The sequence below is a fragment of the Pseudoxanthomonas sp. Soil82 genome (assembly GCF_040446535.1).
Taxonomy (GTDB): Bacteria; Pseudomonadota; Gammaproteobacteria; order Xanthomonadales; family Xanthomonadaceae; genus Pseudoxanthomonas; species Pseudoxanthomonas kaohsiungensis.
Map to the genome: position 1 here is coordinate 812,954 of NZ_JBEAAK010000001.1, position 26,818 is coordinate 839,771.

28 protein-coding genes are annotated in these 26,818 nt (G+C 71.0%); 18 read left to right on the forward strand and 10 right to left on the reverse strand.

Annotated features, from left to right (window positions below; all coding sequences use genetic code 11):
* The first annotated feature begins 104 nt into the window (after positions 1–104).
* The 6 genes from ABKA19_RS03550 (at position 105) to ABKA19_RS03575 (ending at position 5,955) form a co-directional block, all read left to right on the forward strand.
* Positions 105–467, forward strand: a complete 363-nt coding sequence (locus tag ABKA19_RS03550; protein WP_353687681.1) for an excalibur calcium-binding domain-containing protein — start codon at positions 105–107, stop codon at positions 465–467.
* Between the two features lie 171 nt (positions 468–638).
* Entirely contained in the window at positions 639–1,400 is a 762-nt protein-coding gene (locus tag ABKA19_RS03555; RefSeq protein WP_353687682.1) for an EAL domain-containing protein, read from the forward strand.
* A 168-nt stretch (positions 1,401–1,568) separates the two neighbouring features.
* Positions 1,569–2,468, forward strand: coding sequence for an alpha/beta hydrolase family protein (locus tag ABKA19_RS03560; RefSeq protein ID WP_353687683.1), 900 nt, complete (start codon positions 1,569–1,571; stop codon positions 2,466–2,468).
* Between the two features lie 276 nt (positions 2,469–2,744).
* Positions 2,745–3,860: an alpha/beta fold hydrolase gene (locus ABKA19_RS03565; RefSeq protein ID WP_353687684.1), complete on the forward strand. Its 1,116-nt coding sequence runs from the start codon at positions 2,745–2,747 to the stop codon at positions 3,858–3,860.
* A gap of 210 nt (positions 3,861–4,070) precedes the next feature.
* Positions 4,071–4,472: an NAD(+)--rifampin ADP-ribosyltransferase gene (gene arr / locus ABKA19_RS03570; protein WP_353687685.1), complete on the forward strand. Its 402-nt coding sequence runs from the start codon at positions 4,071–4,073 to the stop codon at positions 4,470–4,472.
* 232 nt (positions 4,473–4,704) lie between these two features.
* Positions 4,705–5,955, forward strand: coding sequence for a S41 family peptidase (locus tag ABKA19_RS03575; protein WP_353687686.1), 1,251 nt, complete (start codon positions 4,705–4,707; stop codon positions 5,953–5,955).
* 64 nt (positions 5,956–6,019) lie between these two features.
* Here the strand turns inward: ABKA19_RS03575 and ABKA19_RS03580 are convergent, their stop codons facing one another.
* From ABKA19_RS03580 to ABKA19_RS03590, 3 genes are all read right to left on the reverse strand, one after another.
* On the reverse strand, positions 6,020–6,193 hold the full coding sequence (locus ABKA19_RS03580) for a DUF1328 family protein (RefSeq protein WP_162378219.1): 174 nt from the start codon (positions 6,191–6,193) through the stop codon (positions 6,020–6,022).
* A 213-nt stretch (positions 6,194–6,406) separates the two neighbouring features.
* On the reverse strand, positions 6,407–7,078 hold the full coding sequence (locus tag ABKA19_RS03585; RefSeq protein WP_353687687.1) for a hypothetical protein: 672 nt from the start codon (positions 7,076–7,078) through the stop codon (positions 6,407–6,409).
* Positions 7,079–7,206: 128 nt separating this feature from the next.
* Entirely contained in the window at positions 7,207–7,770 is a 564-nt protein-coding gene (locus tag ABKA19_RS03590; RefSeq protein WP_353687688.1) for a hypothetical protein, read from the reverse strand.
* 229 nt (positions 7,771–7,999) lie between these two features.
* Here ABKA19_RS03590 and ABKA19_RS03595 point away from each other — a divergent pair, with 229 nt between their 5' ends.
* The 5 genes from ABKA19_RS03595 (at position 8,000) to ABKA19_RS03615 (ending at position 14,705) form a co-directional block, all read left to right on the forward strand.
* On the forward strand, positions 8,000–8,755 hold the full coding sequence (locus ABKA19_RS03595; protein ID WP_353687689.1) for an SDR family NAD(P)-dependent oxidoreductase: 756 nt from the start codon (positions 8,000–8,002) through the stop codon (positions 8,753–8,755).
* A gap of 109 nt (positions 8,756–8,864) precedes the next feature.
* The gene (gene ahr / locus ABKA19_RS03600; RefSeq protein ID WP_353687690.1) at positions 8,865–9,881 is read left to right on the forward strand and encodes an NADPH-dependent aldehyde reductase Ahr; all 1,017 of its coding nucleotides are present in this window, start codon (positions 8,865–8,867) and stop codon (positions 9,879–9,881) included.
* A 402-nt stretch (positions 9,882–10,283) separates the two neighbouring features.
* Positions 10,284–10,730, forward strand: coding sequence for a type IV pilin protein (locus ABKA19_RS03605; RefSeq protein ID WP_353687691.1), 447 nt, complete (start codon positions 10,284–10,286; stop codon positions 10,728–10,730).
* 9 nt (positions 10,731–10,739) lie between these two features.
* Complete coding sequence (locus ABKA19_RS03610) at positions 10,740–13,481, forward strand: putative bifunctional diguanylate cyclase/phosphodiesterase (protein WP_353687692.1); 2,742 nt, start codon at positions 10,740–10,742, stop codon at positions 13,479–13,481.
* Positions 13,482–13,745: 264 nt separating this feature from the next.
* Positions 13,746–14,705, forward strand: coding sequence for a hypothetical protein (locus ABKA19_RS03615; protein ID WP_353687693.1), 960 nt, complete (start codon positions 13,746–13,748; stop codon positions 14,703–14,705).
* Between the two features lie 113 nt (positions 14,706–14,818).
* Here ABKA19_RS03615 and ABKA19_RS03620 read toward each other — a convergent pair whose 3' ends face one another.
* Entirely contained in the window at positions 14,819–15,103 is a 285-nt protein-coding gene (locus tag ABKA19_RS03620) for a hypothetical protein (RefSeq protein ID WP_353687694.1), read from the reverse strand.
* Positions 15,104–15,571: 468 nt separating this feature from the next.
* Between ABKA19_RS03620 and map the strand changes: the two genes are divergently transcribed.
* Entirely contained in the window at positions 15,572–16,453 is an 882-nt protein-coding gene (gene map / locus ABKA19_RS03625) for a type I methionyl aminopeptidase (RefSeq protein ID WP_502945697.1), read from the forward strand.
* Between the two features lie 103 nt (positions 16,454–16,556).
* Here the strand turns inward: map and ABKA19_RS03630 are convergent, their stop codons facing one another.
* Positions 16,557–17,363 (reverse strand): alpha/beta fold hydrolase, encoded by an 807-nt coding sequence (locus ABKA19_RS03630; protein WP_353687695.1) that lies wholly within the window; start codon positions 17,361–17,363, stop codon positions 16,557–16,559.
* Positions 17,364–17,572: 209 nt separating this feature from the next.
* A complete protein-coding gene (locus tag ABKA19_RS03635; RefSeq protein ID WP_353687696.1) occupies positions 17,573–18,244 on the reverse strand; it encodes a Fe2+-dependent dioxygenase in 672 nt (223 codons plus the stop codon).
* A gap of 198 nt (positions 18,245–18,442) precedes the next feature.
* On the opposite strand from ABKA19_RS03635, the gene ABKA19_RS03640 reads away from it, so the two are divergent.
* The gene (locus ABKA19_RS03640) at positions 18,443–18,892 is read left to right on the forward strand and encodes a universal stress protein (protein WP_353687697.1); all 450 of its coding nucleotides are present in this window, start codon (positions 18,443–18,445) and stop codon (positions 18,890–18,892) included.
* 263 nt (positions 18,893–19,155) lie between these two features.
* Positions 19,156–19,641: a pyridoxamine 5'-phosphate oxidase family protein gene (locus ABKA19_RS03645; RefSeq protein WP_162378230.1), complete on the forward strand. Its 486-nt coding sequence runs from the start codon at positions 19,156–19,158 to the stop codon at positions 19,639–19,641.
* Between the two features lie 28 nt (positions 19,642–19,669).
* On the opposite strand, the gene ABKA19_RS03650 is transcribed toward ABKA19_RS03645, so the two are convergent.
* Together ABKA19_RS03650 and ABKA19_RS03655 are read right to left on the reverse strand one after the other, a co-directional pair.
* A complete protein-coding gene (locus tag ABKA19_RS03650) occupies positions 19,670–20,416 on the reverse strand; it encodes a GAP family protein (protein WP_353687698.1) in 747 nt (248 codons plus the stop codon).
* Between the two features lie 257 nt (positions 20,417–20,673).
* Positions 20,674–20,895: a hypothetical protein gene (locus tag ABKA19_RS03655; protein ID WP_353687699.1), complete on the reverse strand. Its 222-nt coding sequence runs from the start codon at positions 20,893–20,895 to the stop codon at positions 20,674–20,676.
* Positions 20,896–21,126: 231 nt separating this feature from the next.
* On the opposite strand from ABKA19_RS03655, the gene ABKA19_RS03660 reads away from it, so the two are divergent.
* Together ABKA19_RS03660 and ABKA19_RS03665 are read left to right on the forward strand one after the other, a co-directional pair.
* Entirely contained in the window at positions 21,127–21,435 is a 309-nt protein-coding gene (locus ABKA19_RS03660; RefSeq protein WP_353687700.1) for a PadR family transcriptional regulator, read from the forward strand.
* Positions 21,435–22,367 carry a hypothetical protein gene (locus tag ABKA19_RS03665; protein WP_353687701.1) on the forward strand — a complete coding sequence of 311 codons (933 nt, stop codon included), beginning with the start codon at positions 21,435–21,437 and terminating at the stop codon, positions 22,365–22,367. Before ABKA19_RS03660 ends, ABKA19_RS03665 begins: the two co-directional genes overlap by 1 nt.
* Positions 22,368–22,482: 115 nt before the next feature.
* Here ABKA19_RS03665 and ABKA19_RS03670 read toward each other — a convergent pair whose 3' ends face one another.
* Entirely contained in the window at positions 22,483–22,893 is a 411-nt protein-coding gene (locus tag ABKA19_RS03670) for an ExbD/TolR family protein (RefSeq protein ID WP_353687702.1), read from the reverse strand.
* Between the two features lie 663 nt (positions 22,894–23,556).
* Positions 23,557–24,201: a DUF1232 domain-containing protein gene (locus ABKA19_RS03675; RefSeq protein WP_353687703.1), complete on the reverse strand. Its 645-nt coding sequence runs from the start codon at positions 24,199–24,201 to the stop codon at positions 23,557–23,559.
* A gap of 153 nt (positions 24,202–24,354) precedes the next feature.
* Here ABKA19_RS03675 and ABKA19_RS03680 point away from each other — a divergent pair, with 153 nt between their 5' ends.
* Entirely contained in the window at positions 24,355–26,601 is a 2,247-nt protein-coding gene (locus ABKA19_RS03680) for a tetratricopeptide repeat protein (RefSeq protein WP_353687704.1), read from the forward strand.
* Positions 26,598–26,816, forward strand: a complete 219-nt coding sequence (locus tag ABKA19_RS03685; protein WP_353687705.1) for a hypothetical protein — start codon at positions 26,598–26,600, stop codon at positions 26,814–26,816. Before ABKA19_RS03680 ends, ABKA19_RS03685 begins: the two co-directional genes overlap by 4 nt.
* Positions 26,817–26,818: the final 2 nt, after the last annotated feature.

Sequence of the window (26,818 nt, forward strand, 5' to 3'; positions counted from 1 at the left end):
TTTTGGCGTGTGAAGAGAAAAGCTCTGTCTCTGGGCGGCTGGGGCCAGGTTCACTTTCGGCGCGGTCGGCCGATCAGAATCCGGTCGTCGGAGCGGAGGCGGGAATGGGGTCGTCCAACATTGCACGCGTGACGATGCTTTCGGCCCTGCTGGGCGGGGCCTTCGCAGGCATCCCTGAAAGCGTGGCCCATCCGGGCGGCCTGAACAGCGAGGGCTGCCATCACGACCGCAAGAACGGCGGCTACCACTGCCATCGCGCGCCTGTCCCGGCCAGCCCCGCGCCGCGGCACCAGTACACGCCCGACGAGGACACCCCGGCTACGCCGCCGCGCGGACGCGCCTATCGCAATTGCGACGAGGCACGCGCCGCCGGCGCGGCACCGGTGCGGCGCGGCGAGCCGGGCTATGGCCCGCACCTGGATCGGGACAACGACGGCGTCGGCTGCGAGCCGTATCGCGGGCGCTGAGGTCGCCGCCCGGCGTGCCGGAAGGCAACGGGCCGCTCAAGTTTCCATGGCGCGCGGCCGCTCTCTTCAGCGTGCGATCTCCTGCGCGGGATGCGGCCGGGCGCGCGTGCGGCCCTGTCCGCAGAGCCCGCTGCAACTCGTCGCCCTGACCCGAAGACGGAACAAGAACGCATGAATCGAGCCGCCACGGGTCCCGGATGCGCCCTCTGCCGCGACGCACGGCCGCTGGCGTTCGATTTCAGCTACGCCTTCCAGCCGATCGTCGACGTGCACGCCCGCAGCGTGTTCGCGCACGAGGCCCTGGTGCGTGGCACGACCGGCGAGCCGGCCGCGTCGGTGCTGTCGCAGGTCACCGCCGACAACCGCTACGCGTTCGACCAGGCCTGCCGCGAGAAGGCGATCCGCATTGCCGGCGCGCTGGACCTGCAGTCGCACCTGTCGATCAACTTCCTGCCCAATGCGATCTACCGGCCCGAGGTGTGCATCCGTTCCACGCTGCAGGCGGCGCGGCAGCATGGGTTTCCGGTGGGGCGGATCATCTTCGAGACCGTGGAAGGCGAGCAGGTCAACGACGGCAAGTGGCTGGCCGAGATCCTGGGCGAGTACAAGCGGATCGGCTTCAAGACCGCCATCGACGACTTCGGCGCCGGCTTTGCCGGGCTGAACCTGCTGGCCGACTTCCAGCCGGACATCGTCAAGCTGGACATGGCCCTGGTCCGCGGCATCGACCAGGACGTGCCGCGACGGACCATCGTGTCGGGCGTGGTGTCCATCTGCCGGCAGCTGGGCATCGAGGTGATCGCCGAAGGCATCGAGACCCGTGACGAAGCGCAGTGCCTGGCCGACCTGGGCATCCGCCTGATGCAGGGCTACTGGTTTGCCCGGCCGCAATTCGAGCGCGCATCGGCGGGCGGCGACATCGCCTGGCTCTGATCGACCGCGCGGTTTCCCCGCGGCGTGGACATCGCCGCGTTCACCGGAGCCCAGCGCTGCAAGAAGTGAACCTGACCTCGTTCGCCCCGAGGCAGGAAGTGAACCTGCCCCCGTTCCGCCGACCCCGTTCCGCCCCTCCTACCGGCATTGCCCGCTACCATCGCGGCAATGACAACCGACCTCGCCACCCTGCTGCGATCCCGCCTGGGCCTTGCGGACCCGTTCCCGGTGGACTTCCAGCGAGGCGACGTCGAGCAGGCCGACGGATTCGAGCGAACAGCGATCGAGTACCGCGGCCTGGAAGGTGACGTCATCCCGGCGTTCCTGTTCACGCCGAAGGACCGCGACACGCTCGGCGGCGTCGTGGTCTTCCACCAGCACAACGGGGAGTTCCACTTCGGCAAGAGCGAGGTGGCCGGTGAGGTGGGCGACAGCTTCCAGGCATTCGGGCCGGCGCTCGCTCGCAGGGGGCTCGCGGTCCTGGCCCCGGACTCCATCAGTTTCGAGGACCGGCGCGCAGCGGTTCGTGGGGTGGAGCCGGATCATTACGACTGGCTCCAGCACTACAACGCCATGAGCTATCGCTTGCTGGATGGCGACCTGCTCATGCGGAAGTGCCTGGATGATGCGCAACGCGCCCTGAGCGTCCTGCTCCAGGCCACGGGGATGGACGAGCGCCGCGTGGGCGTGGCCGGGCACTCGTACGGGGGCACCACGGCCCTCTACCACGCGGCCGTCGATGCACGCTGCCGGTTCGCATGCGTCAGTGGCGCGGTGTGCAGCTTCGAGACGCGCCGTCGGGAAGGCACCGGGATCCTCCTCTTCGAGGCCGTGCCCGGGCTCGCCCGCCTGATGGACCATCACGATGTGCTTGCCGCCCTCGGGCCGCGGCCGACCCTGGTGGTGTCGGGTGCGATGGACAAGTACTCGCGGGATGCCGACCAGGTCGTGGCCAGGGTTGGCGGCGACTTCATCACCGAACTTCGCGTCGACGGTGGGCATGCGCTCGATAAAGAGCGGTTCGATGCGATCGTCGAGTGGATTGTCGGGCGCGTAGCCGAACGGTAGGCCGGTGGGGAAACGGGGCGGGGGAAAAGGGGGAAACGGGGTCAGGTTCACTTCCGGATGAGGGTGCAGGAAGTACGCCTGTCCCCATCACGATTGCTCCATCACGAGCCCACGGTCCACCGCGGCATCAACATCGCCACGCTCACCGCCTGACCCGTCTCCGACTGTCCGCATCGTCCGCAAAGTGTCCGCTTCCGCGGACACGACTTGCGGCACATGGGCCAGGGTTTCTCGTCTCCTAGACTGCGCCGGAACTCAAACAAACGGAGTGCATGCATGCGCAGGATGCAGGGCTGGATCGCGTTGCTGGCGATGTTGGCAATCACGCCGCTGCGGGCGGCCGACAGCTGCCCGGATACGACCGAACGCTTTGGCGAGGCGCGCAGGATCGTGGCCGACCTCGGTCGCATCGTCGCGCCCAATGGCGTGCAGGAAGCCTGGGCGCAGGACGCAGGCGGCATCCGCCAGTGGGTCACTGCCCGCGGGCAGGACCGCGCCAATCCGGTGATCCTGTTCGTGCATGGCGGGCCGGCCGCGCCGCTGACGCCGACGCTGTGGCAGTTCTCGCGGCCGCTGGAGGAATACTTCACCGTCGTCACCTACGACCAGCGCGCCGCCGGCAAGACCTTCCTGCTCAACCCGCAGGCGGCGGTCGCCGACACGCTGCAGGTCGAGCGCTATGTCGACGACGCGATCGCCATCGCCGAGGCGGTGCGCCAGCGCTACCACAAGCGCAAGCTGGTGCTGATGGGCCACAGCTGGGGCACGATCGTGGGCATGCGCGCCGCGCTCAAGCGCCCGGACCTGTTCCATGCCTACGTCGGCATCGGCCAGGTGATCGACGTGCGCGAGAACGAGCAGGTCAGCTACGACTACGCCGTGGCCCAGGCCCGGGCGCATGGCAACGCCGAGGCCGAGCGCGAGCTGGCCGCGATCGCGCCGTACCCGGGCGACCAGCCGCTCACCCGCGAGCGGATCGTCGCCGCGCGCAAGTGGGCGCAGCATTACGGCGGGCTCAGCGCCTACCGCGACCAGTCCTACTACTACTTCAGCGGGCCGAAGCTGTCGCCCGAGTACGGCGATGCCGAGCGCTGCGCGATCGACGCGGCCAACGTGTTCACCCTCGGCCGGGTGCTGGACGAGTTCCTGCAGGTCAGCTTCAAGGACGTGCGCCGCTTCCCGATCCCGGTGGTGATGTTCATGGGCCGGCACGACTACACCACCCCGTCCGAACCCACCGCGCGCTGGCTGGCGCAGGTGCAGGCACCGTCCAAGCAGGCCGTGTGGTTCGAACACGCGTCGCACATGGTCCCGTGGGAAGAGCCCGGCAAGACCCTGGTCAGCCTGCTGCAGCACGTGCGGCCGCTGGCCGAGGACGACGACGAGGACTGAAACGGGGGTCAGCGTGCGCTTCCATCGCCGGTCACAGTCGACCCTGACCCCGGATCGCTGAACGCGAAAGCGCAATCCGCGCACAAGAAAGGGGAGGCGCTGCGCCTCCCCACCACGAATTTATATAACGCGCGGGGGCTTGCGGCAAGGCCCAGGGCGGGCTCCAGTATCGCCGGCCTGTCGATCCGGCAGGCCACGGAACACCACCCCATGCGCGATACCGCGATCTACTACCACGGCACCAAGGCGACGCTGGCGCCCGGCGACCTGATCGTCGCCGGCTACGCTTCCAACTTCGGCAAGCGCCGCAACGCGCGGTACGTCTACCTGACCGCAATGCTCGAGGCGGCGACGTGGGGCGCGGAGCTGGCGGCCGGCGAAGGCCGCGGTCACATCTACATTGTCGAGCCGACCGGCCCGTTCGAGGACGACCCCAACCTCACCAACCAGCGCTTCCCCGGCAATCCCACCCGCTCGTACCGCACGCGCGATCCGCTGCGCGTGGTCGCCGAAGTGAACGGCTGGATCGGCCACACGCCCGAGCAGCTGGCGGCCATGCGCGAGCGCCTGGCGGAACTGGACCGGCAGGGCGTGGAAGCCATCGAGGACTGACGGAAACCGGAAAACCGGCGTCATAGTGCACTTCGCCGCAATGGGCCAAGTGCACGTTGGGGCGGGCGGCTGAGCGCCGGCAGGAAGCAGCGACGGGACAGGATGGAACCCGTGCCCTCCGGCGCGCAACGTGCGACGGAACTCCCGGGACTTTGGTCACTTGTGACCCCCGGTATCCGGGCCGCATCGTCGCCCGACCCGTGCCTGCGCCCTCGTGGCCCCTGGAGTTGCCGTGTCCCGCATCCGCCCGCTGTTCGCCGCCTGCCTGCTGTTCCTGTCCGCCCATGCCAACGCCGCCACGCCGCGCGAAACGGTCGCGCAGGTGGCCGACACCATCGAGCAGGACTACTTCGATCCGCAGCGCGCCGCCGCCATCGCCGCGGCGCTGCGCGCCGATGCCGCCGGCGGGCGCTATGACCGCTACGCCAACCCGCAGGACCTGGCGACCGCGCTGACCACCCGGCTCAAGGCCGAGGACCGCCACTTCAACGTGCGCTGGTCCGATGCGCCGCCGGCGCAGCGCCCCGGGCCGGGCCCGGGCCCGGATCCGGCACGCACCAACTTCGGCATCCGCCGCGCCGAGGTGCTGCCGGGCAACGTCGGCTACCTGGACCTGCGCTACTTCGCCGACATCGACTTCGACGATCCGCGCGATCCGGCGCGGCAGGCGATCGACGCGGCGCTGCAGGTGCTCGGCCATGCCGATGCGCTGGTCATCGACCTGCGCGACAACGGCGGCGGTTCGCCGGCGATGGTCGGCTACCTGGCCAGCGCCTTCGTCGCGCCCGGTGCCGACATCTACAACACCTTCCACTCGCGCCGCGGCACCCTCTCCGAAGCCCCGCCCACCGCCCACCCGGCACCGCGCACGACGCTGCCGCTGTACGTGCTGACCAGCGGCCGCACCGGTTCGGCGGCGGAGGCCTTCGCCTACACGCTGAAGAACGCCAGGCGCGCGACCGTGGTGGGCGAGGCCAGCGGCGGCGCGGCCAACCCGGGGCGGCCGTTCCCGCTCGACGACGGCTTCAGCGTGTTCGTGTCCACCGGCTCGCCGGTCAGCCCGATCACCAAGGGCAACTGGGAAGGCGCAGGCGTGCAGCCGGACGTGGCGGTGGCGTCCGCCGATGCGCTGCGGCGCGCGCAGCAGCTCGCGCTGGGGCGGCTGGTCGAGGCAGGCGGCGACACCGCCGCGCGCTGGTCGCTGGAAGCGTTGACCACCGAACCGCCGGCGCAGGCGCAAGTCGTCCGCGACGCGCTGGTCGGCCAGTACGGCGTCGTGGCGATCGAAGCGGTCGGCGATGGCCTGCAGTTGCGCCAGGGCCGCCGCCCCCCGCTGCGCCTGCAGCCGCTGGCGACGGACCTGTACTTCGTCGAGGGCGACCCGACCCGCCGCGTGCGGTTCGAGCGCACGCCGGCAGGCGAGGTCGCCGCACTCGAACTGCGCTGGGCCGACGGCAACGTCGCCCGCCACGTGCGCGAATGATCCGGACGGGCGTCAACCAGAACGGCGGTCGAGCGCACTTTCCCGCCCGCCGGTGCCCAAGGCGCTAGGTCACCTTCTTGAAGACGGTCACGCCGAGCAGGAACAGCACGGCGGCGATGACCAGGGCGGCGATGAACAGGAACTTGGCGATGCCCATGGCGCCGCCGGCAATGCCGCCGAAGCCGAGCACGCCGGCGACCAGGCCGATGACGGCGAAGATGATGGCCCACTTGATCATGGTGTTCTCCTGGCGGTAGTGCCGCCGGGCGGCACGCGGGTTGGCAAGGCATCGATGCGATGCTGCAGGAGACGCTAGGCAGTCGGGCGTCTTTCGCCCGTGAAGCGGTGCGCGGGCGAGGCCATGCCGGGGACTTTGGATGTCCGGCGATTCTGCGGACGCGCAACCGGGAGTGCCATGGCGGCATTCCGCGTGCGTACCCCGGCCCGCCAGCTAGTACGCGTAGCCCTCGCGCCGATCGCGGATCCCCGCGCGGTACTTCTGCGCCAGCCGCGCCATCACCACGTCCGCCGCCGCCACCCATCCCGCGCGCAGCCGGTCGGGATCGTCGCGCAGCTGCCCGGGGGTGAACGCGGGCGTGTCCGGGCTGGCATGACCCACCGATTCCACGCCGTGCCACAGCACCGTGCCGTCGGGCGTCGTGAGGGTCACGGTGACGCCGAGCACGGGCTTGAGCGCCTCGGAATACACATCGGGCGAGGCCAGTCCGTGGGTGTAGCGGTACAGCGTCCAGCGGTGGCGGCCGCGCAGCTGGTGGTCGATGTCGCTGAAGTGGGCGAGGAAGGCGTTGCGCACGATCGCGTCGGGCTCGATGCCATGCGCCTGTTCGAACGCGCCCAGCAGCTCGAGCGTGTCGGTGTCCGGCGCTACGACGCCGGCCGGCATCGCCTCGTGCAGCACCCGCAGCGACGAGCCGCTGTAGTGGCCTGCGCTCGGCCTCGGGTCGAGCTGCAGCGGCGGCGTGCTGCGGCAGCCGGCGAGCAGGAGCAGCGCGAGCAGGGCCAGGACGGTCGTCCGGCCGCGCGCTGGAGCCCGGGGGCGTGGCGCACGCCAGCCTGCATCGCTGCAGGAGGGCGTGGCCGGGTTGGCGAAGCCGGGGTCCATGGGTCATCCGTAACCAGAAAACGGAGCGGGGAGAACGGAGCCAGGTTCACTTCCGGGATGGGGGCGCACGCAGTGGACCGGGTCCCCGTCGTACGCCCGCCATCCCCGGGACCTGCGTCCCGCTCCCCTTACCAGTACTGCGCCGGGATCGCGTCGGGGCAGGGATTGGCCGTACCGACCAGGATCTGCTGCATCACCTGCGCGGTCTGCGAGGCATAGGCGCCGAACTCGGCATCGCTGGACATGGCGCGCTTGAACGCGACCGCGGCGCAGAAGCTCCAGGCCTGGGCGTTGGCCGGGTCGGATTCGGCCAGGCCGGCGTAGCGTTCGGCGATGGCGCCGTACTCGTCGTTGCTTTCCAGGGCGGCCATCGCGCCGGCCACGTCCACCTTCCTCAGGATCGAGGGCGAGCCGCTCTGCGGGATGCGGCCGGCTTCCAGCGTGTTGTCGTCCAGCACGCTCAGGTAGAAGTCCGAGCCGGTGTTGTCGTTGTGGAAGGTGTAGCGGCCGCTGCCATCGGGCGTGTACACCGAGCGCTTGTTCGGCTCCACCACTACCAGGTTGCCGTCCGCCTCCTCGACGGTGATCGAGTAGCTGCCATCCTCCAGCACGAAGGTGCCTTCCACCGCGAGCACCGGTCCGGCACAGGCCATCGCCAGCGCGGCCACGGCCGCCCATGTCGTCTTGCGCATCGTTGTCCCCCTGTCGCCGCGCGGGGTGCGCGGCGTCGGTGCAAGCATACGACGCCCGGCGCCGGCGTATCGCGGCGCGGCGTCCACCCGCCCGGGCTGGACGGCGCGTACACGGAACCGTAATCGCACGGCCCCTACGCTCGGTGCCTCCGGAGCGGGCAGCCGTCGCGCACGACCGCCGCGCATCCACCGCATCGGCGCCGCCCGGCGCCCCACCAGGAGAAGGCCCATGGCAGGATTCGAAGGCAAGGTCGCGCTGGTCACCGGCGCCGGTTCCGGGCTGGGCGAGGCGATCGCCAAGGCGCTGGCGGCGCGTGGGGCCAAGGTGGTGGCGACCGACATCCACCAGGACGCGGTGGACCGGGTCGCCGGCCAGATCGTCGCCGCCAACGGCACCGCCATCGCCGTGCGCCAGGACACGGCGCGGCCGGAGGACAACGCCGCGGTGGTCGAGCGCGCGGTCGCCGAGTACGGCGCGCTGCATTACGCGGTCAACAACGCCGGCATCGGCGGGGCGCAGGCACCGGCGGGCGAGCTGGACATCGCCGACTGGCAGCGGGTGATCGACATCAACCTCAACGGCGTGCTGTACGGCATGCGCTACCAGATCCCGAAGATGCTGGAGGCCGGCCCGGGCGAATGCGCGATCGTCAACATGGCCTCGATCCACGGCATGGTCGCGGCGATCGGCAATGGCGCCTACACCGCGGCCAAGCACGGCGTGGTCGGGGTGACCCGCAACGCGGCGGCCGAGTACGGGCCACAGGGCCTGCGCATCAACTGCGTCGGGCCGGGCTACATCGACACGCCGCTGCTCGACGGATTGTCGCCGGAGCAGAAGGCGGCGCTGGTCGCCAGGCACCCTCTGGGAAGGCTGGGCCGGGCCGAGGAGGTCGCCGCGCTGGTGGTGTTCCTGCTCTCGCCGGAGGCCTCGTTCATCACCGGCGGCTACTACCTGATCGATGGCGGTTACACGGTGGTGTGAAGCCGGTAAACGGAGCCAGGTTCACTTCTCCATCGAGCGTGTGGCGGGGCACGCCTCGCCCGGTCGGCGTATCGTCGAATCCCATCCACCTATCCACCAAGGAACTCCCATGACCCCCTACCGCGCATGGGCCGCTCCGGCCCCCGGTGCCGCCCTGGAACCCTTCGAATACGACCCCGGCCCGCTGGGCGCCGAGGAGGTCGAGATCACGGTGGAGCACTGCGGCATCTGCCACTCGGACCTGTCGATGCTCGACAACGAATGGGGTTTCACCGCATACCCGTTCGTGCCCGGCCACGAGGTGGTCGGGCGGGTCACCGCGCTGGGCACGCACGCCAAAGGCGTGGTGCTGGGCCAGCGCGTGGGCCTGGGCTGGAACGCGTCCAGCTGCCTGCACTGCGACGCCTGCCTGGCCGGCAACCAGCAGCTGTGCCGCGAGGTGCAACCGACGATCGGCGGACGCCATGGCGGATTCGCCGACAAGGTGCGCGCGCACTGGGTCTGGGTGATGCCGCTGCCCGACGGGCTGGATCCGGCCGAGTGCGGGCCGCTGCTGTGCGGCGGCATCACCGTGTTCTCGCCTTTGCGCGAGCTGGGCATCCCGCCGACCGCGCGCGTGGCGGTGGTCGGCATCGGCGGGCTGGGCCACATGGCGCTGAAGTTCTGCCGCGCCTGGGGCTGCGAGGTCACCGCGTTCACCACCAGCGCCTCGAAGGAAGAGGAGGCGCGCGCGTTCGGCGCCCACCACGTGGTCACCACCGGCGATGCGGCCGCGCTGCAGGCGCTGGCCGGCCACTTCGACCTGATCATCGACACGGTCAACGTGCCGCTGGACTGGAACGGCCTGCTCGCCGCGCTGGCGCCCAAGGGCAAGCTGCACGTGGTCGGCGCGGTGCTGGAACCGATCGCGGTGCCGGCGTTCTCGCTGATCATGGGCCAGAAGTCGCTGTCGGGCTCGCCGACCGGTTCGCGCGGCGCGCTGGACAGCATGCTCGGCTTCGCCGCCCGCCACGGCGTGGCGCCGAAGAGCGAGCACTTCCCGATGCGCCGGGTCAACGACGCGCTGGACCACCTGCGCGCGGGCAAGGCGCGCTACCGGATCGTGCTCGACGCCGATTTCGGTTGAGGCGGCGAGCGGCCCGGTCTGCGGGCGGGGTGGCCTTCGTGGCGTGACCTGCACCGGAGGCGTGGCAGCGGTGGCTGCCACGCGCCCTGCCGGGCGGGCACTGAACCTGACCCGTTAAGCCGGCAGCCAGCCCGGCGATCAAGCTCTGGCCGTCCGGGCCGATCTTCATACGGCAAGGGTCGGCACATCACGGAGCCTTGTCACGGTTGCACGTAGAGCTGCGGGGGTGTGCTGCGCCCAGCGGCTTCACGCCGTGCTATGGGGGCCAGGGATGCGCCTTCCGACGAACTACGGGATCGCCAGGCGCAGGACTGCCCGGGCCCGCTCGAATGCGGGACCGATATGCCAGTACCGAAATCCCGAACCCATTTCCCTTGGGCCCGGTCCAGCAGCGCGCGCCGGGTGTGGGGTTTTACCCTGCTGGAGCTGATGTTCGCCGTCGGCGTGGCCGCGGTGCTGTCGGTGCTGGCGATCGGGCAGTTCACCAAGCAGGTCGATCGCTCCAAGAGCGCGGCCGCGCAGGCCGACATCGCGCTGATGGAAATGCTGATCCTGCGCTACCGCACCGACAACGGCGGGCAGTTGCCCGACTCGCTGGCGCAGATCGGGAAGGGCGCGCTGCTCGACCCCTGGCAGCGCCCGTACCACTACACCAAGCTGGCCGGGGTGAAGGGCAGCAAGGGCTCGGCGCGCAAGGACAAGCGGCTCAATCCGCTCAACAGCGACTACGACCTCTTCAGCGCCGGCAAGGACGGCGTGTTCAAGGCGCAGGTCAGCCAGAAGGACAGCCTCGACGACGTGATCCGTGCCCGCGACGGCGCCTACATCGGCCCGGCCGAAGATTTCTGACCCGCCGGCATGCAGCTGCCTCCCTGGATCGAAGGTACTTTCCTGCGCAGCCGCCTGGGACGCCGGATCTTCCTGACCTTCTGCGTGGCCGTGGTGGTGCCTGCGGCGGCGGTGTCCTGGCTGGCCTGGCGCACGGCGTCGGCCGATGCGCTCGAGACCAGCCAGGCCGCGCTGCGCACCGAGATCAAGCACTACGCATTGAACCTGTTCGAGCGCCTGGAGTCGGCACACGCGCTGCTGCGGCAGGTGGGCGCCAACGACCGCACCACCGTGGCCGACGAGGCCTTGCTCAAGCCGTTCTTCTCCAAGGTTGAAACGGTGCCGTTGCCGCTCGGCGGGACGGCTGGCGATGCCGGGTTGGGCGGACGGCTGGCGCGGCATGCGGGCGACCAGGCGCTGTCCACCGCGCTCGTGGTGCTGCCCGCGCGCCAGGACGGAGAGGAAGCCCAGGTGGTGATCCTGGTCCCCAATCGCGGCGAACGCGGCGACGGCCTGCTGGCGGGCGTCGTCCGTCCCGGCTTCCTGTGGGGTGAAAGCGACGACCAGGTGTTCGATGGCCAGCTCTGCGTGCTGGCCGGCGATCGCGTGCTGCGATGCCACGGTGACCTGCCGGAGGCGGCGCAGTCGACGACGGCCATCCGCGACGAATGGGAGCTGTTCCTGGAGCCGGCCTTCGGCGCCGGATCCTGGCGGGTGACGGCCGTCGCCGAGCGCGCGCCGGTGCTGGCCAGCTACCTCGGGTTCCTGGCGCCGCTGGCACTGGGCCTGCTGCTGCTGGTGCTGATGCTCAGCTCCATGGAGATCCGCAGGATCCTGGTGCCGCTGGAGCGGCTGGTGGGCCGGATCCGCGCGGTCGGGCAGGGTGCCACGACGCAGGCCGACACCCGCATGGACGACGAGTTCGAGACCCTGGCGCGGACCTTCGACGACATGGAAGGCCGCATCCGCCGGCAGATGGACACCCTGCGCATCCTGTCGGAAATCGACCGGCTGATCCTCGAGCGCGTACCCGCGGCGGCGGTGGTGGACGTGGTCATCGCGCGCATCCACGAGATCAGCCGCGTGGACGGCATCGGCGTGAGCCTGGCCGGCGTGGATCCGCAGCAGCCGAAGCGGCACTTCCTGCGCATGCGCGGCCAGCGCCAGGTGGAAGCGGGCAGCGCCCTGCCGGACACGCTGCACGAGGCCGCCTATGCGCTGGAACCGGGGCAGTGGACGCCGATGCGGGAGGTCGGCGAAGGCTTCGCCGCGCGCGGGGTGCAGGAGGTGCTGGTGCTGGCGGTCGGCCATCGCGAGCAGTCGCGCGCCTGGATCGCGCTGGCCTGCGGGGACGGCGGCACGCCGGGCGAGGAAGTGCTGCTCGAGGTGCGCGACCTGGCCGAACGCGTCGCCGTCGCGCTGGCGGTGGAAGAGCACGAGAACCTGCTCCTGTTCCAGGCACGGCACGATCCGCTGACCGGCCTGGCCAACCGGCTGGCCGCGCTGGAGGCGCTGGACCTGGCCATCGAGGGCGCGAAGGCGAGCGGCGAGACGTTCGCGACGGTGTTCATCGACCTCGACCGCTTCAAGTCGATCAACGATGGCCTCGGCCACGCGCAGGGCGATACGGTCCTGGTGCGCGCCGGCGAGCTGATCCGGCAGGGGATCGGACCCGACAGCTTCCTGGCGCGCTTCGGCGGCGACGAGTTCTTCGTGATCCTGCGCAACGTGCAGTCGCCGGCCGACGCCGCGCGCATCACTTCGGGGCTGGCGGCCTCGTTCGCCACGCCGCTGGTGTCCAACGGCACCGAGCTGGTGGTCGGGTTCAGTGCCGGCGTGGCCCTGTATCCCGAGCATGGTTCGCAGGCGCACGAACTGATCCACAACTCGGACGTGGCCATGTACCGCGCCAAGAAGGCCGGCGGCGGGCGCATGGCGTTCTTCGACGAGGAGATGAACGCGGCGGCGCTCAACCGCGTGCAGCTCGAGAACGACCTGCGCACGGCAATCCGCGCCGGCCTGCTCGAGGTGCACTACCAGCCGCGGGTGGACAGCCGCAGCGGCCGGATCGTCGGGACCGAGGCGCTGGCGCGGTGGACCCATCCGGTCCGCGGCCGCATCGCTCCCGATACCTTCATCGGCGTGGCCGAGGAGTGCGGCCTGATCGAGGAGCTGGGCGAGCTGGTGCTGCGCAAGGCCTGCCATCAGATGGCGGCCTGGAAATCCCGTGGCCTCGATCCCGGGCTCATGGCGATCAACGTCTCCAGCTACCAGCTGCGCTCGGGACACCTGGCCGACACGGTGGGACGCGCGGTGGCCGCCAGCGGGATTCAATGGCGCGACCTGGAGATCGAGGTCACCGAATCGCTGCTGGTGAGCGGCAGCGGCGCCGCCCTGCAGCAACTCCAGGCCCTCCGCGAAGCGGGCGCCACGGTGGCCATCGACGACTTCGGCACCGGCTACTCCTCGCTCGCGTACCTGACGCGGCTGCCGGTCGACACGTTGAAGATCGACCGTGCGTTCATGGCCGACCTGGCCGACGACGGGGCCTCGCTTGCCGTGGTGCGCTCGATCATCGCCCTGGCCAGTGCGCTGGACAAGAACATCGTCGCCGAAGGCGTGGAGTCGGCCGCGCGCGTGCAGCTCCTGCGCGGACTGGGCTGCCATATCGTCCAGGGCTACGTGTACTACCCGCCGCTCGACCCGGGCGCATGCGCGGAAGTGCTCCAGCGCCTGGCCACGCAGGACGCGCGGGTCGCGAACACGCGTTAGCGGGCGAGCGGCCGGCGGCTGGTGGGCCGAAGCCGGGCACTGGGCTCCTCGCGCCGCGAGGGGCCGCCCTTGCGCAGGGCTGTCCGCGCCGTGCGGACGCGACGCCGTGGCGAGGCGTGGTTCGGCAAGGGCGGCCGCCGGCTGCTGGCCGCAGGCGCGCGTGTCCGCCGTTGGCAGGGGAACTGCCCGCCGAACAAAGGACGCCCCATGGACACCCTGGCCAGGAAAGTGACTCGCATCGATCGCGCGACCGATATGGGACAGGTGGCTGCGCCTGTCGACTTCGCCGCCGGGTTGTCGCCCGCGCAGCGTCAGGCCGCTAAGGCCGTCGCCCGGGACGTGGTGGCCGCGGCGGTGAAAGGCGCGTTGCACGCGATCGACCCGGCGCGCTATCCGATGGAGGCCGCGCCCGACAGCGGGGACATGCGGATCGCCCGCGCGATCGCCGCGCTGCCGCCGAAGGCGCTTCGGCGGATCCGGCCGCGGATCGTGGCGATCGGCGACGGCACGCGGATGCCGGCGCTGCTCAAGAACATGGACGTGCAGGGGTTCCGCAAGGCGCGTCCGCTGCTCCGGCCGGTGGAGCGCGACGGCATCGACCGCCCGGTGATCAAGGTGGTCGATCGCGACAGCGACCCACCCCCGGTACCGGCGCCTCCGCGCTACACCAAGGCGATCCTGGAACTGCGCGCGATCCACTGCGTGCAGGAGACCGGCGGCGGTGGCGCGGACGAGATCGTGTTCGGCGGCATGCTGATCGGCGCGACCGGCAACAGCAATCCGATCGATGCGTTCGATGCCGGCGACTTCGATTCGGGCACCTATGCCGATTTCGGCGCCAAGCCGATCGGCCGCTACAACCTCAAGCTCATCGAGAACTATCCGGGCCACCTCTATGCGATCTTCATGCTGGTCGAGTCCGACAGCGACGACCGCGAGGTGGCCAACGCCCTCACCACCACCATGAGCGTCATCGCGGTGGTGGCGGCGGCCTACTTCAGCGGCGGCCTGGCCGCGGGCGCGGCCTATGCGGTGGCCGAGGCGATCAGCGGCCTGATCGATTCGTTCTTCGGGCCGGATGCGCTGCGCCACTACGGCATCCGGCTCACGTTCGAGAATGGCGACCCGTTCGGCGGCCCGATCGGGCCGAAGATGCGCACCGGCGACATCACCGGCGAAGGGGCGACCTACCGCGTGGGCTATCGCTGGGTGCTGTCGGCGTAGCGGGAGCGTCGAGTCGGACGGGGCTCGGGCTCCACGCCGCGGCATGGGCACGACGGTTGCGCCTGCCGGGCACCCGGGCGTGCGAGCCAGGGTGCCCCGGCGCTACGGCGGCGTCAGCGGATATAGGGCTCGGTGCGCGGGTCGGTGCGCACGTCGCGCGGATCGGCGACCACCACCTGCGCCGGGGTGGCGGCGATGCGGGCGGACAGTTCGTTGGCCCGGCGCTGCTCGGCGATGAGCTCGCGCAGCAGCGGCTTGATCCCGAACAGGGCGAACGGCACCAGGATCCACAGCACGGTCAGGATCAGGCCGAAGATCGCGCCGATGATCATGAACAGGCTCATGCCCGCGGTGGCGGCGGTCGAGGCGGTGGTGGCGGTGGCGAGCAGGACGGACATGCGGGTCTCCGGGCGGGACTGAGTGCGCAGCCTGCGCCCGGCGGCGTCGTCGCGGCGTGGACGGACGCGCGACCGCCACCACGATCGCCGGCCGCGTGCCAATCCGCTATGCGACACGCCTGTGGTACGAAGGGCGTCCGACTCGGTACCGGTCCGCCGGCCCAATGGCCCCGACGCGCCTCGAAACCACCCTCTACCTGTTCCTGCTCCTGTGCACCGTCGCCACCGTGGCGATCGGCATCCACATGGCCCGGCCATGGGGCGACAACTACGCCTACCAGGACGCGTCGGGCTACGGCGTACTGGCGCTGATGCTGCTCTGGGCGGTCTCGCCGTATCCCGGGCTCGCACTCGGGCTACGGCTGCTGCGCGGTTCGCGGGTGGCGGCACGGGTGTTCGCCGGCGGCGCACTCATCCTGGCGATTCCGGGGTTGGTCGCCTATGTCGACGCGGCGTTCGTGCACCTGGATGCACAGGGCGGGCTGGTGTTCGTGTTCGCGCCGCTGCTGCAGTGGGCCGGGTTGGCCGCGCTGGGCATGGCCGGCGCGCTGCTGCGCCTGTGGAAGCCCGACCCTCGCGGCGGCGAACGCGCTAAAGTCCACCCTGACCATCGAATCCCCCGCCGACCTCGAAGCCCTGCGCCGCATCGGCGGCATCGTCGCCCGCGTGCGCGAGGCGATGCTCGCCGCGGCGCAGCCGGGCATGACCACCGCCGAACTGGACGCGGTCGGCGAGCGGCTGCTGGCTGCGGCCGGCGCACAACCGGCGCCGCGGCTGGTGTACGGCTTTCCCGGCGCCACCTGCATCAGCGTCAACGAGGAGGCCGCGCACGGCGTACCCGGCACGCGCATGCTGCGCGCCGGCGACGTGCTCAACGTCGACGTGTCCGCCGAACTCGGCGGCTACTTCGCCGATACCGGCGGCACCCGCGTGCTACCGGCGGCATCGGCCCGCGACACCCGCCTGTGCCACGCCGCGCGTACCGCGCTGGCCGAAGCGATGAAGGTGGCCCGTGCCGGCCAGCCGCTCAACCGCATCGGCGCGACGATCGAAGCGACCGCGCGCCGCTTCGGGTTCCGCGTGATCGAGAACCTGGCCAGCCACGGCGTCGGCCGCGCCCTGCACGAGGAACCGGAGCAGATCTCCGGCTACTACGATCCCGAAGACACCCGCGTGCTGCACGAAGGCCAGGTGATCACCATCGAGCCTTTCATCTCCACCCGCAGCCGCCTGGTCGAGGAAGCCGGCGACGGCTGGACCCTGGTCGGCGCGCGCGGCAACCGCTCGGCGCAGTACGAACACACGATGGTCATCACCCGCGACGAACCGATCGTGCTGACGGTACATTGAACCAGCGGCAACACGGCGGACGCGTCCCACAGGCACCGTCTCGCGGCGGAGCGATGCCGCGTGCGCCCCGGCTGCCGCAAACTTCCAGCGCGACTCCTCCCGCTCAGGGCATGGCGTCGCGCGGCGCCCGGTTGCGGTCTTCGACCGCTGCCTCGATCAGGGTCGCCACGCCGCGCGGGTCTTCCTGCTGGGCGACGTGGCCGCCGGGGAAGGTGCGCATCGTCCAGCCGCGCGCCTGTGCGTTCTGCCAGCTGCGGTCGGTCTTCGCGCGCTCCTCGATCTTCTGGTCCTTGGGCACGAAGGCGACGTAGGTCACCGGCAGCGCGAGCGCCGCCGGGTTGCGGTACGACACCGGCTGCTCGAAGCACCGGATCGACTGCTTGACGCTGTGGGGCGGCGCATCACCGGGCTTGACCCAGGGCACCTGCATGAAACCGTCCTTGAAGCGGTCGGCCGGTAGCGGCCCGCGGCTGCCGAACAGGTCCCACAGCGACTGCCCATCCTGTGGCACGGCCGCATCGAGGAACACCACGTGGCGGATGCGCTCGGGTATCCGGTCCATCACCCCGGTGACGACCATGCCGCCGTAGCTGTGGCCGGTGAGCACCACCTCGTGCAGGTCCTCGAACAGGATCAGGTTGACCACGTCGTCGATGTGCGTCTGCAGGTCGATGTCCGGACCGTTGAGGTGCATGCGCTCGCCCAGCCCGGTGAGGGTGGCGCGATACACGGTGTGGCCGTCGTCGGCAAGGAACTGCCCGGTGCGCTTCCACTCCCAGCCGCCGGCGGTGGCGCCGTGGACGAGGACGAAGGTCTGCTTCTGCGCCGGCGGCGCGGCGTGGGCGACGGTCGCCAGCAGCCACAGCAGGCCGGCGAGCAGGGCGATCGGACGGAAGGGTCGGAAGGTCATGGGCGGGTTCCACCTGGCCGGGAAGTCGGACGCCGCACAGGGTGCCATCGCCCCGCGCCGCGACCGATGGCGATCGCGCCGCGGGGGATAACCGTTCCGGTATGGCAGCCACGGCGTGCCGTCGTTGGGTGCCCGGTGTCGCGCGGGTCCTGGCGCGATCCGGTGGACGCGACCTCCGATACCCGCGCCGACCGTCGTCGGGGCGTCGTTCAAGGTTCGGCGTTGCGCCGCAACAGGTTGTTGTAGGACTTGTTGATCAGCTCGAGCGCGCGCGCCGCACCTTCCTGCCCTGCCAGCAGTTCGCGCGCCTCGGACAGGTCGTGCAGCAGTTCGCGGATGGCCGGCTCGCGCACCAGGCTCTGCACCCAGCCGACCACGGCCAGGCGTTCACCGCGCTCGACCGGGCGCACGCGGTGCAGCTGGCCGGTGGGATAGCAGATCGCCGAACGCGCCGGCAGCTTGAACGCGGTCTCGCCGCTGCCGCTGTCGAACGCCAGCTCGCCGCCGTCGTAGCTGTCGGGGTCGCTGAGGAACAGGGTGAACGAGACGTCGCTGCGCACGTGGTTGGGCTCGCCCATGATCGGCGCATCCACGTGCAAGCCGTAGGCCATGCCCGGCTCGTAGCGGCTCACCAGCATCGTCGCCAGCCGCCGCGGCTGGGCCAGGCTCATGAACGGATCGCAGCGCCCGAGCGCCTGCATCACGACGTGGGCGATGTCCTTCATCACCGGATGGTTGCCGGGGATCTGCTGGTTGTTCTTGGCCTTGTGCAGCAGCTCGCCGGCCGTGGCCCTGCCGTCGGTGAACGCCACCGTGGCGATCTTCTGCCTGATCAGCGCCAGCTCGTCGGACGTAATCAGTTCCTGGAGTGTGAGAATCATGCGTCGCGCCCCCGTGCGCAGCTGCCCAGCGGGCAGCCCAGGCACCAGTGTAGGGATTGGCGGTCCGGGATCAATCCGCGAGCCCGCTCGCGCGCATTCCATGCCCGCACGGGGTATCCCATCCGGCTTGACCAGAATCAATGAAGCGGCACGGACCGGGAGGGAGACTGGCGACGGTACCCCGAAGGAGGCCATGCCATGTACACGCATCTTCTGGTTCCGATGGACGGTTCGCCGCTGTCCGACCATGCGCTGGACCAGGCGCTCTCGCTCGCCAGGGCGCTAGGCGCCCGGGTCACCCTGTTCACCGTGGTCGAGCCGTTCCACGCCATCGCCTACACGCCCGAGCAGGTCGTGGAATCGGCCAGCAGCTACGAAGCCCACGCCCGCGCGGCCGCCGACCGGCGCCTGCAGGACGCTGCGGCCCGGGCAGCGGCCGCCGGCGTGGCCCACCGGACGGAGGTGGCCATGGGCGAGGATCCGCACGAGGCGATCATCGCCGCAGCGCGCACGCACGGGTGCGACCTGGTCGCGATGGCCTCGCACGGGCGCCGCGGGTTCAAGGCCTTGGTGCTGGGCAGCGTGACCGCCAAGGTGCTGACCCATTCGGAAATCCCGGTGCTGGTCTACCGCCGCCCGGCGCAGTGAGCCGGCAGGCGCGAAAGCGGATCCTCCGGCAGGGGAGCCCCCTGCCGGGCAACAAGCGCGGCGTGCTGCGGTGCGCACAGAGGGCCCACGGAAAGCCGCGTCGCCTGCGCAGCGCATCGGCGTGATCGGAGGCCATCGTCCGGTGGCGCTAGCCTGAACGACCGGCATCGTTGGCGCCGGACGCGGCGTCGATGCGCGTCCGCTTCACGCAGGCGCGACCACCTGCGGCGCTACGGTGGCAGCTCCCGATGGAGCTGCGCGCCATGACCTCACCCGCCGATCTCGAAAAGAAATTCTGGAAAGCCCTGAAGTCCGACATGACCCTGATGCTGGGCGTGGACGGGCTGGAGGATGGCCATACCCGGCCGATGACCGCGCAGCTGGAGCACGAGGAGCGCGGGCCGATCTGGTTCTTCACCTCGACCGACAACGGGCTGGTGCGCCAGCTCGACGCGCCGCGGCGCGCGGTCGCGGCCTTCGCCGCCAAGGGTCATTCGCTGTTCGCCAGCATCGGCGGCCAGCTGGTCGTGGATACCGACCGCGCCGTGGTCGAGCGCCTCTGGAATCCGTTCGTCGCTGCCTGGTACGAAGGCAAGGACGACCCGAAGCTCGCCCTGCTGCGCCTGGATCCGGACCAGGGCGAGGTGTGGCTCAACGAGAACAACCTGCTCGCCGGGGTGAAGATGCTGATGGGCATCGACCCGAAGAAGGATTACCAGGACAAGGTCGCCAAGGTGGACCTGGGCTGAGGGTGCGAGGAGGCGGTCGCGCCGCGCGTCAACCCGCCGGACGGTCATTGGGCGGTTTGCCCTTGGGCCAAGCGGGCAGTGGCTGCATGGCGACTGCGGCGTGTTCCCGCCGCATCTCGATCCAGCGGCTGACTGCATCGCCGAGCAGGGCGACGCCGACGATGCCGAACAGCCACAGCGCGGTTTCACGCGCGCCACGTTGCAGCCGCTCGCGCCACCGCGCGAAGCGCGCGTCCGTGCGGTGGCCGAGCACGGCATGCAGGGCCAGCAGGAGCAGCGGCGGCGCCACGAAGATGGCGTTGTACAGCAGCAACAAGGGCAGCCACTGGGTCGCTGGCAGGTCGGCTGCCACCAGCAGGGCGATGGCGGCGAAGTAGGGCAGCGCCGTCACCAGCTCCACGGCGGTCACCGACATGCCGAGCAGGACGTAGGCGGCCAGCTGTCCGTGGCCAGGCACCGGCGGCGGCGGCGGTGCCTGGCCCTTGGACGGAGCGAACAGGGCATAGGCCAGCAGGCCCGCGCCCAGAAGGGCCTGGGCCGCCAATGCGAAAGGATGGGCGAACACCACCGCCAGCGGCTCGCGCATCGCGTCGAGGCCGAGCATCATCGCCACGCCCAGCCCGAGATAGGCCACCAGGATCCCGCCGACGTAGGCCAGCAGGCGCGGCGCGGCATGCGCACGCGACAGCAGCCACAGCGCCACGACCAGTGCGGAGGGATTGAGGCTGTCGAGCAGGGCGAGGCCCAGCAGGGCCGGCAGCAGGTCCAGGTCCATGCGGATTACGCAATCCGGCGTCGGACTACAGGGTAGCGCGACCGTCTTGCCATGTGGCCGACTGCATAGCTCGGGGAAGGGTGGAGCGGCCGGATGTGCGGGGCACCATCCGTGCGTGCACCGGATACCGGATGCAGGCCACGCGCGCCGCCGCGCGCGCGACGCCCCCGGACGCCGCAGCCGACAAAGGCGGCGGCCGTTCGCGCCGCTGCAAGCCGCGGCGGCAACGATGCGAACGCGTCCAGTCGTGGGCGGGGTCAGACCTCTTCGCCGAACCCGCGGCTGAAATGGGCCGCCGCGCGTGGTGCCGTCTCCGGCCCGGGCTCGACCGCCGGAACTCGGGGGTCGCCGCGCGGAGGCGTGATGTCGGCTTCGTCGCGGATGCCGCTGTGGGGGCCATGGGCGCGACGCCGCTGCCAGGCTCGCCAGGCGGCGACGCCGATCGCGGCGGCGGCGGCTGTCTTCAGGATCAGGTGCATGGCCGGTCTCCTCGTGGGGTCGTGCCAAGCGTGCCGTGGCGGGGGTAAGACGGCCGTGACCCTTTGATCAGGTCGATGTGAAGGGTCTCGCCGCACGCCGGGCATGGCGGACGGTGCCCGCGGCCATCGCTTCGAGCCATCTACTGTGCTTGACACAGTAGATGGCCGGGTCTACTGTGCGAGAAACAGTAACGGGTGCCGGCGATGGTGGAGCGGGACAGCAGCGGACTGGTGGAACTGCGCCGCGGCGTGCTGGTGCTGGCGGTGCTGTCGCGGCTGCAGGTGCCGCAGTACGGCTATTCGCTGAAGCAGGCGCTGGCCGAAGGCGGCATGCCGGTCGAGGAAGGGACGCTGTACCCGCTGCTGCGACGGCTGGAGGCCCAGGGCCTGTTGGCCAGCGAGTGGGACGAGGACTACGCGCCGCCGCGGCGCTACTACCGCCTGAGCCGCGAAGGAAAGCGCGCGTTCGCTGCCTTGTCCGCGGCCTGGCGCGACCAGGTCAGGGTGATGGACGGGTTCCTGCGCGAGGAGACGAAGTGATGGATGCCAACGAGATCCTGGAGTCCTATGTCCGCGACGTGGCCGATTGCCTGCCGCGCGCGCGTCGCGACGATGTCGCCTCCGAGCTGCGCTCGCTGCTGGCCGAGGAGCTGGCCGGGCGTGCCCAGGAGTCCGGCCGCCCGCCCGACCGGGCGATGGCGATGGCGATGCTGCAGGCCTTCGGCCGGCCGGCCGAGTACGCGCAGCGCTACCACGCGCGGCCGGCGCTGGTGGAAGGCGCCGACAACCACCATTTCCTGATCTGGGCGATCGGCGGCGCGGTGGTGCTGGTGATGCATGCGGCGCTGAACCCGCAGCAGCACGTCGACCTGGACGGGTTGTTCCTGCAGTGGCTGGGCCTGCTGCTGCTGTGGTTCGCGCTGGCCGGCTGGATCCGCCGCCGCCGGCCCGGCGTGTTCCGCTGGAAGCCCAGCCACGGGCCGGAGTGGATGCCGCGCGGCCTGTCCGCGTTGTCGCTGGTCGCCACGCTGCTGTTCCCGGTATGGATGTACGCCGCGCCGCAGCCGTTCGCGCGGATGCTGCTGCCGTCGACGCTGTCGGTGGAGGGGCTGGCGCTGGATCCGGTGTTCGCCAACAGCGGCATTCGCCTGCTGACGATGGCGTTGCTGGTGGGCCTGGCCCTGGGCCATGCGATCGCACTGGTGCTGGGCCGGCAACCGGCGTGGCTTCGCCGCTGCGGAGTCGCGGTGAACCTGGCCCTGGGCCTGCTGTTCGTCATCCACGCCTCGCCGATGGCCACGCTCGATGGCACGCGCTTCCAGGTGTTCGCCTTGGCGCACGCCAATGCGGTGGCGGCGCCGATCTTCCTGGGCCTCGGCGGCATGATGCTGCTGGTCGGGCTGTACTACGCCTGGCGCGAGTGGTCGTACCTGCGCCCGCCGCCGGCCCGCCACCGCGGCGCGCTGGCCTGAGGCCAGCGGTGGAGGCGGGGTACGCGCATTCCGCGCACTGCGAGCGCCGGCCGGCGCGCAGTTCCACCACCTTGGCGGGGCTCCGTCCTTGCGATGGGCGGAGCCCCGCTCGCGGTTACCGCTGCACGAACCGGATGCGCTGCATGCCGGCGGCGTCGGCCGCCGCGAGCACCGTGACCAGGGCCTGGTAGTCGGCGGCCGGATCGCTGGCGATGCGCAGCTCCGGCACCTGGCCGGCATGCGCGTCGGCTTCGGCCTGCAGGCGTGCCGGCAGCACCGCGGCCGCGATCGGCACGCCGTCCCAGCTGAGTTCGCTGGCGGCGTCGAGGCGCAGTTCGATCGGCGGTGGCGGCTCGACCCGGTCGACCGGACGGTCGACGCGCTGCGGCAAGGCGATGTCGATCGGCCGGGCAAGGATCGGCGCGGTCACGATGAAGATGATCAGCAGCACCAGCATCACGTCGACCAGCGGGGTGATGTTGATGTCGGCCAACGGTCCGGATCTTCCTGCGGTACTGAACGCCATGCGTCGCTCCCTGCCGCGGGGCCGGTTGCCCCGGGATCGACACTACGCCTCGCGCAGACCGGCGAACGCGCGCAACGGCGCGTCGTTCAGCGATGGTTTCCCCATCGGAACCGGCAAGTCTGGCCGGCTCCGACGCCGTGCCGCGTTGCCATGGAAGGGACACCGGGAGCGGGCGCCATGACCAGCGTGGGATCCAGGCCGGGAAAGAAGCCGGCCACGGGTGCGAAGGGGAGACGCACCGCCAGTGGCGTGGCCGGGCCGCGCAACACCGCCAGGCAGCCGCCATCCGTCACATCGCGCAAGCCGCCGAAGCCCGTGCCGGCCCCCCGCCGCCGTCCGGAGGTGAAGGACTCGCACGATCGCTACGCCAATATCGAAGTGCAGGGCTGATCGCCTGCTTGTGGGCACAGCTTGCTGGCGCCTCGCTTCGGGTGTCGCTGATCGGGCGGGCTTCGGTAGGAGCACAGCTTGCTGGCGACCCCGCGGCGGGTGTCGCTGGCGGCCCTCCGGCGTGCAGATGCGGATGCCCGCGTCCGGCGCGAATCACCGGTGCCGGCTTCCGCCGGGCGGATCGCCAACGCCGCGTCCGGCGCGACCCCGCAAACGCGGATGCCGCCCGGTCGGGCGGCATCCGCGTCTGGCTCCGAGGCGGCCGGCGTGCCTTCAATGCACGCGGAACATCGCCGAGGGTGCGGGCACGTAGGTGCTTTCGCGGACCCGCCGGCGGTGCGCCGACAGGGCCGCCTCGTGCACGCGCGCGGCCTGCCAGGCGCCGCGGTCGAACGGCAGTTCTTCCGGCTCGCAACCGCGCAGCCCCGCCTCCAGCGCACGCAGGCGGACGAAGTCGCGGTAGCCGGCGGCCTCGCGGCCCAGGGTCGGCCAGGCGGCCTCGAGCACGATCGCATCGTCCAGGCGGCCGATCCGCGGCAGCCAGTCCGGGATCAGGTCCTGGCTGTCATTGGCGTAATCGACCACCAGGCGCGCGCATTCGACGACCTCGTTGGCGGCCGCCCAGGCGCGGTCGGCGGCCATGGCGGCGACCGATTCGATCCACGCAATGCGTTGGGCGATACATCCGGGCGCCTCGCCATCCTCGGTGGCGGACAGCTGCCGGGCGGCCGTCGCCAGCTGGTCGACGTCCATCGGGCCCTGGGTCCGGCCCAGCCGCGCCAGCAGCCGGTTGAAGCGCGACAGGTCGAACGAGGTCGGTCGGTACTCGCCGATGTTCCGGCGGCGATGCAGCAGGTTGAAGGCCAGGGGGGTGTCCAGGACGGCAGGCAGCGGCTGGGCCAGGGAACGGATTGTCATCACAGCGTTCATGGTGCGTCTCCAGAAGGTGGGTGGGCGCGGCATTGCCGGCGCCGGGCCAGCATCCCGGGGACGCCAACGCGGGTCATGAGGCCGTTGCGATCGTTCCATGCGTGTTCGCTGAATTCATGAGGCAATCATGAGGAAGTGGCGATGAAGCCCGGGACCGGACCGCCCGCCCCCGGCGACGACGGCCTGAATACACGCTTCCGGTTCGATCGCATCGTGGTCGACGCGGCCGCCCATACCCTGGTGCGCGACGGCGAACCGCAGGCGCTGGAGCCCAAGGCGTTCGCGGTGCTGCTGGCGCTGCTGCGCCGGCCGGGCGAACTGTTGGGGCGTGACGAGCTGCTCGACCAGGTGTGGGGGCATCGCCACGTCACCCCGGGCGTGCTGACCCGCGCCATCGCCCAGCTGCGCGCGGCGCTGGACGACGATTCGCAGAAGCCGCGCTACATCCAGACCCGGCATGCGCTGGGCTACAGCTTCATCGGCACGCTGCAAGCGCCACCGGAAGCGGCCGTGGCGATGCCGCCGGCCGCCGCGCCGCCACCGGAAGCGGCCGCGGCGGTGCCGTCCGCGCCGGCACCGGCGACGCCCGTCGAGCCGTCGGGCGATGCGCGCCGGGAAGTGGAAGGTGGCCCGGGCGAAGCCCTGGCGCCCCCCATCTCGCGCGGCTCCTGGGCGCTCTGGCTGCTGGCCGCGCTGGTCCTGTCGATCGGCGCCTGGTGGTGGCGCGGGCGCGATGCCGGCCCGGTGGCGGCGCCGGCGGAGGCGTCGATCGCCGTCATGCCCTTCACCACGCTGAGCGATGCACGCGACGACCGCTACTTCGCCGAAGGGCTGTCGGTCGAAATGCTCGGTGCGCTGGCCGGCGTGCATGGCCTGAAGGTCGCCGCGTGGCGCCCGGCCGAGGCGATCGACCGTGGCCAGGACGCCCAGGCGCTGGGCCGGTTGCTGGGCGTGGCCACGCTGCTGGACGCCAGCGTCCGTCGCGACGGCCAGCGGCTGCGGATCAGCGCCCGGCTGTCGGATACCCGTTCCGGCTACACCCTGTGGTCGCGCAACTTCGACGGCGACGCCGACGCGATCTTCGACACCCAGACCGAGATCGCCAACGCGGTGGTCGACGCCTTGCTGGAGATCCTGCCCGAGGAGCGCGAGAGCCTGCGCAAGCGGCTGACGCCCACCCAAAGCGCGGCCGCGTTCGATGCGTACCTGCTCGGCATCGACCGGTTGGCGGCTGCGCGCGGCGGCGACGCCCGCGAGCAGGCGGAAGCCCAGTTCCGCAAGGCCTTGGCCGTCGACGCCGGATTCGCGCGCGCGCAGGCCGCGTTGTGCCGGATGGGGCTGTGGAGCTTCGAGTCGCACCGCAACACCGATGCCTTCGACGATGCGCGCCTGGCCTGCCTGCGCGCGCTCAACATGGATGGCGGGCTGGGCGAGGTGAAGCTGGCGCTGGGCGACCTGTACCGGGTGCAGGGCGACGAGTCGCAGGCGCTGCAGTACTACGACGCCATCGTCGACGACCCGGCGATGCGCTGGCAGGCGCTGGTCGGCCGCGCCCAGGTGCACATCGACCACGGCCGCGAGGACCAGGCGATGGCCGACTTCCGCCAGGCCCTGCAGGCCAGCCCGGGCAACGCGCAGGTGCATGCCGAACTCGGCTACCAGCAGTTCCGGCTCGGGCAATACCGGGAAGCGATCGATTCCTACCGCACCGCCGTCGCGCTGCGCCCGGACAACGTCGACTACTGGACGATCTACGGCGCGCTGCTGCTGTCGGTCGGCGACAACGACGCGGCCGAGCAGGCGATGCAACGCTCGCTGGCGATCGAGCCGAACGAAAGCTCGCTCAGCAACCTCGGCACCCTGCGCTACCAGAAGGGCGACTACGCCGGCGCCGCGGACATGTACCGCCGGGCCGCCGAACTCAATCCGGGTGACTTCTTCTACGCCGGCTTCCTCGGCGACGCGCTGGATGCCGACCCGCGCACGGCGGCGCAGGCGCGACCGGCCTACGAGCGGGCCGCCCGCCAGGCGCAGCGCTTCATCGACGCCAAGCCCGACGACGCCAAGGCGCTGGCCGCGCTGGGCTGGTACCGCGCGCAGCTGGGCGATGGCGACGGCGCCCTGCGGCTGGCGCGACAGGCGCTGGCCCTGGGCCACGAACCCGGCGAGGTCGCCCTGTACAACGCGCAGGCGCTGGCCGTGCTCGGCCGCCTCGATGAGGCCCGGTTGGCCTTGCAGGCCGCGCGCGAGGCGGGAATTCCTGCCTCGCGCATCGATACCCAGGCCGTGTTCCGGCGGACGGGCCTGGTCGCACCACCGTCGGGGCCCGCGCCCGCCCCGCCGGCGTCCGATCCGTCCCCGGCGCCACAACGAGGAGCACGAACATGACAGGCGAACCTTCGGTGCAGAAACACCACTTCCAGATTGGAGAGGGCGTCGTCATCGACGTGTCGATCCAGCCCAAGGCCACCGGCGTGTCGGTGCCCAAGCCGCGCCCCGTTCCCAGGCGGATCGGAGTGCTGAAACTGGACATCGGCGATCTGACCGACGAGAGGAACTCGTTCGAAGTCGAGTTCACGTTCGATCTCAACTATCGCAGCTGACC

Excerpts from the sequence above, each read along its gene's own strand:
- ABKA19_RS03550 (WP_353687681.1), top strand. The coding sequence starts at position 105 with ATGGGGTCGTCCAACATTGCACGCGTGACGATGCTTTCGGCCCTGCTG.
- ABKA19_RS03555 (WP_353687682.1), top strand. The coding sequence starts at position 639 with ATGAATCGAGCCGCCACGGGTCCCGGATGCGCCCTCTGCCGCGACGCA.
- ABKA19_RS03560 (WP_353687683.1), top strand. The coding sequence starts at position 1,569 with ATGACAACCGACCTCGCCACCCTGCTGCGATCCCGCCTGGGCCTTGCG.
- ABKA19_RS03565 (WP_353687684.1), top strand. The coding sequence starts at position 2,745 with ATGCGCAGGATGCAGGGCTGGATCGCGTTGCTGGCGATGTTGGCAATC.
- arr (WP_353687685.1), top strand. The coding sequence starts at position 4,071 with ATGCGCGATACCGCGATCTACTACCACGGCACCAAGGCGACGCTGGCG.
- ABKA19_RS03580 (WP_162378219.1), bottom strand. The coding sequence starts at position 6,193 with ATGATCAAGTGGGCCATCATCTTCGCCGTCATCGGCCTGGTCGCCGGC.
- ABKA19_RS03585 (WP_353687687.1), bottom strand. The coding sequence starts at position 7,078 with ATGGACCCCGGCTTCGCCAACCCGGCCACGCCCTCCTGCAGCGATGCA.
- ABKA19_RS03590 (WP_353687688.1), bottom strand. The coding sequence starts at position 7,770 with ATGCGCAAGACGACATGGGCGGCCGTGGCCGCGCTGGCGATGGCCTGT.
- ABKA19_RS03595 (WP_353687689.1), top strand. The coding sequence starts at position 8,000 with ATGGCAGGATTCGAAGGCAAGGTCGCGCTGGTCACCGGCGCCGGTTCC.
- ahr (WP_353687690.1), top strand. The coding sequence starts at position 8,865 with ATGACCCCCTACCGCGCATGGGCCGCTCCGGCCCCCGGTGCCGCCCTG.
- ABKA19_RS03610 (WP_353687692.1), top strand. The coding sequence starts at position 10,740 with ATGCAGCTGCCTCCCTGGATCGAAGGTACTTTCCTGCGCAGCCGCCTG.
- ABKA19_RS03620 (WP_353687694.1), bottom strand. The coding sequence starts at position 15,103 with ATGTCCGTCCTGCTCGCCACCGCCACCACCGCCTCGACCGCCGCCACC.
- map (WP_502945697.1), top strand. The coding sequence starts at position 15,572 with ATGCACAGGGCGGGCTGGTGTTCGTGTTCGCGCCGCTGCTGCAGTGGG.
- ABKA19_RS03630 (WP_353687695.1), bottom strand. The coding sequence starts at position 17,363 with ATGACCTTCCGACCCTTCCGTCCGATCGCCCTGCTCGCCGGCCTGCTG.
- ABKA19_RS03635 (WP_353687696.1), bottom strand. The coding sequence starts at position 18,244 with ATGATTCTCACACTCCAGGAACTGATTACGTCCGACGAGCTGGCGCTG.
- ABKA19_RS03640 (WP_353687697.1), top strand. The coding sequence starts at position 18,443 with ATGTACACGCATCTTCTGGTTCCGATGGACGGTTCGCCGCTGTCCGAC.
- ABKA19_RS03645 (WP_162378230.1), top strand. The coding sequence starts at position 19,156 with ATGACCTCACCCGCCGATCTCGAAAAGAAATTCTGGAAAGCCCTGAAG.
- ABKA19_RS03650 (WP_353687698.1), bottom strand. The coding sequence starts at position 20,416 with ATGGACCTGGACCTGCTGCCGGCCCTGCTGGGCCTCGCCCTGCTCGAC.
- ABKA19_RS03655 (WP_353687699.1), bottom strand. The coding sequence starts at position 20,895 with ATGCACCTGATCCTGAAGACAGCCGCCGCCGCCGCGATCGGCGTCGCC.
- ABKA19_RS03665 (WP_353687701.1), top strand. The coding sequence starts at position 21,435 with ATGGATGCCAACGAGATCCTGGAGTCCTATGTCCGCGACGTGGCCGAT.
- ABKA19_RS03670 (WP_353687702.1), bottom strand. The coding sequence starts at position 22,893 with ATGGCGTTCAGTACCGCAGGAAGATCCGGACCGTTGGCCGACATCAAC.
- ABKA19_RS03675 (WP_353687703.1), bottom strand. The coding sequence starts at position 24,201 with ATGACAATCCGTTCCCTGGCCCAGCCGCTGCCTGCCGTCCTGGACACC.
- ABKA19_RS03680 (WP_353687704.1), top strand. The coding sequence starts at position 24,355 with ATGAAGCCCGGGACCGGACCGCCCGCCCCCGGCGACGACGGCCTGAAT.
- ABKA19_RS03685 (WP_353687705.1), top strand. The coding sequence starts at position 26,598 with ATGACAGGCGAACCTTCGGTGCAGAAACACCACTTCCAGATTGGAGAG.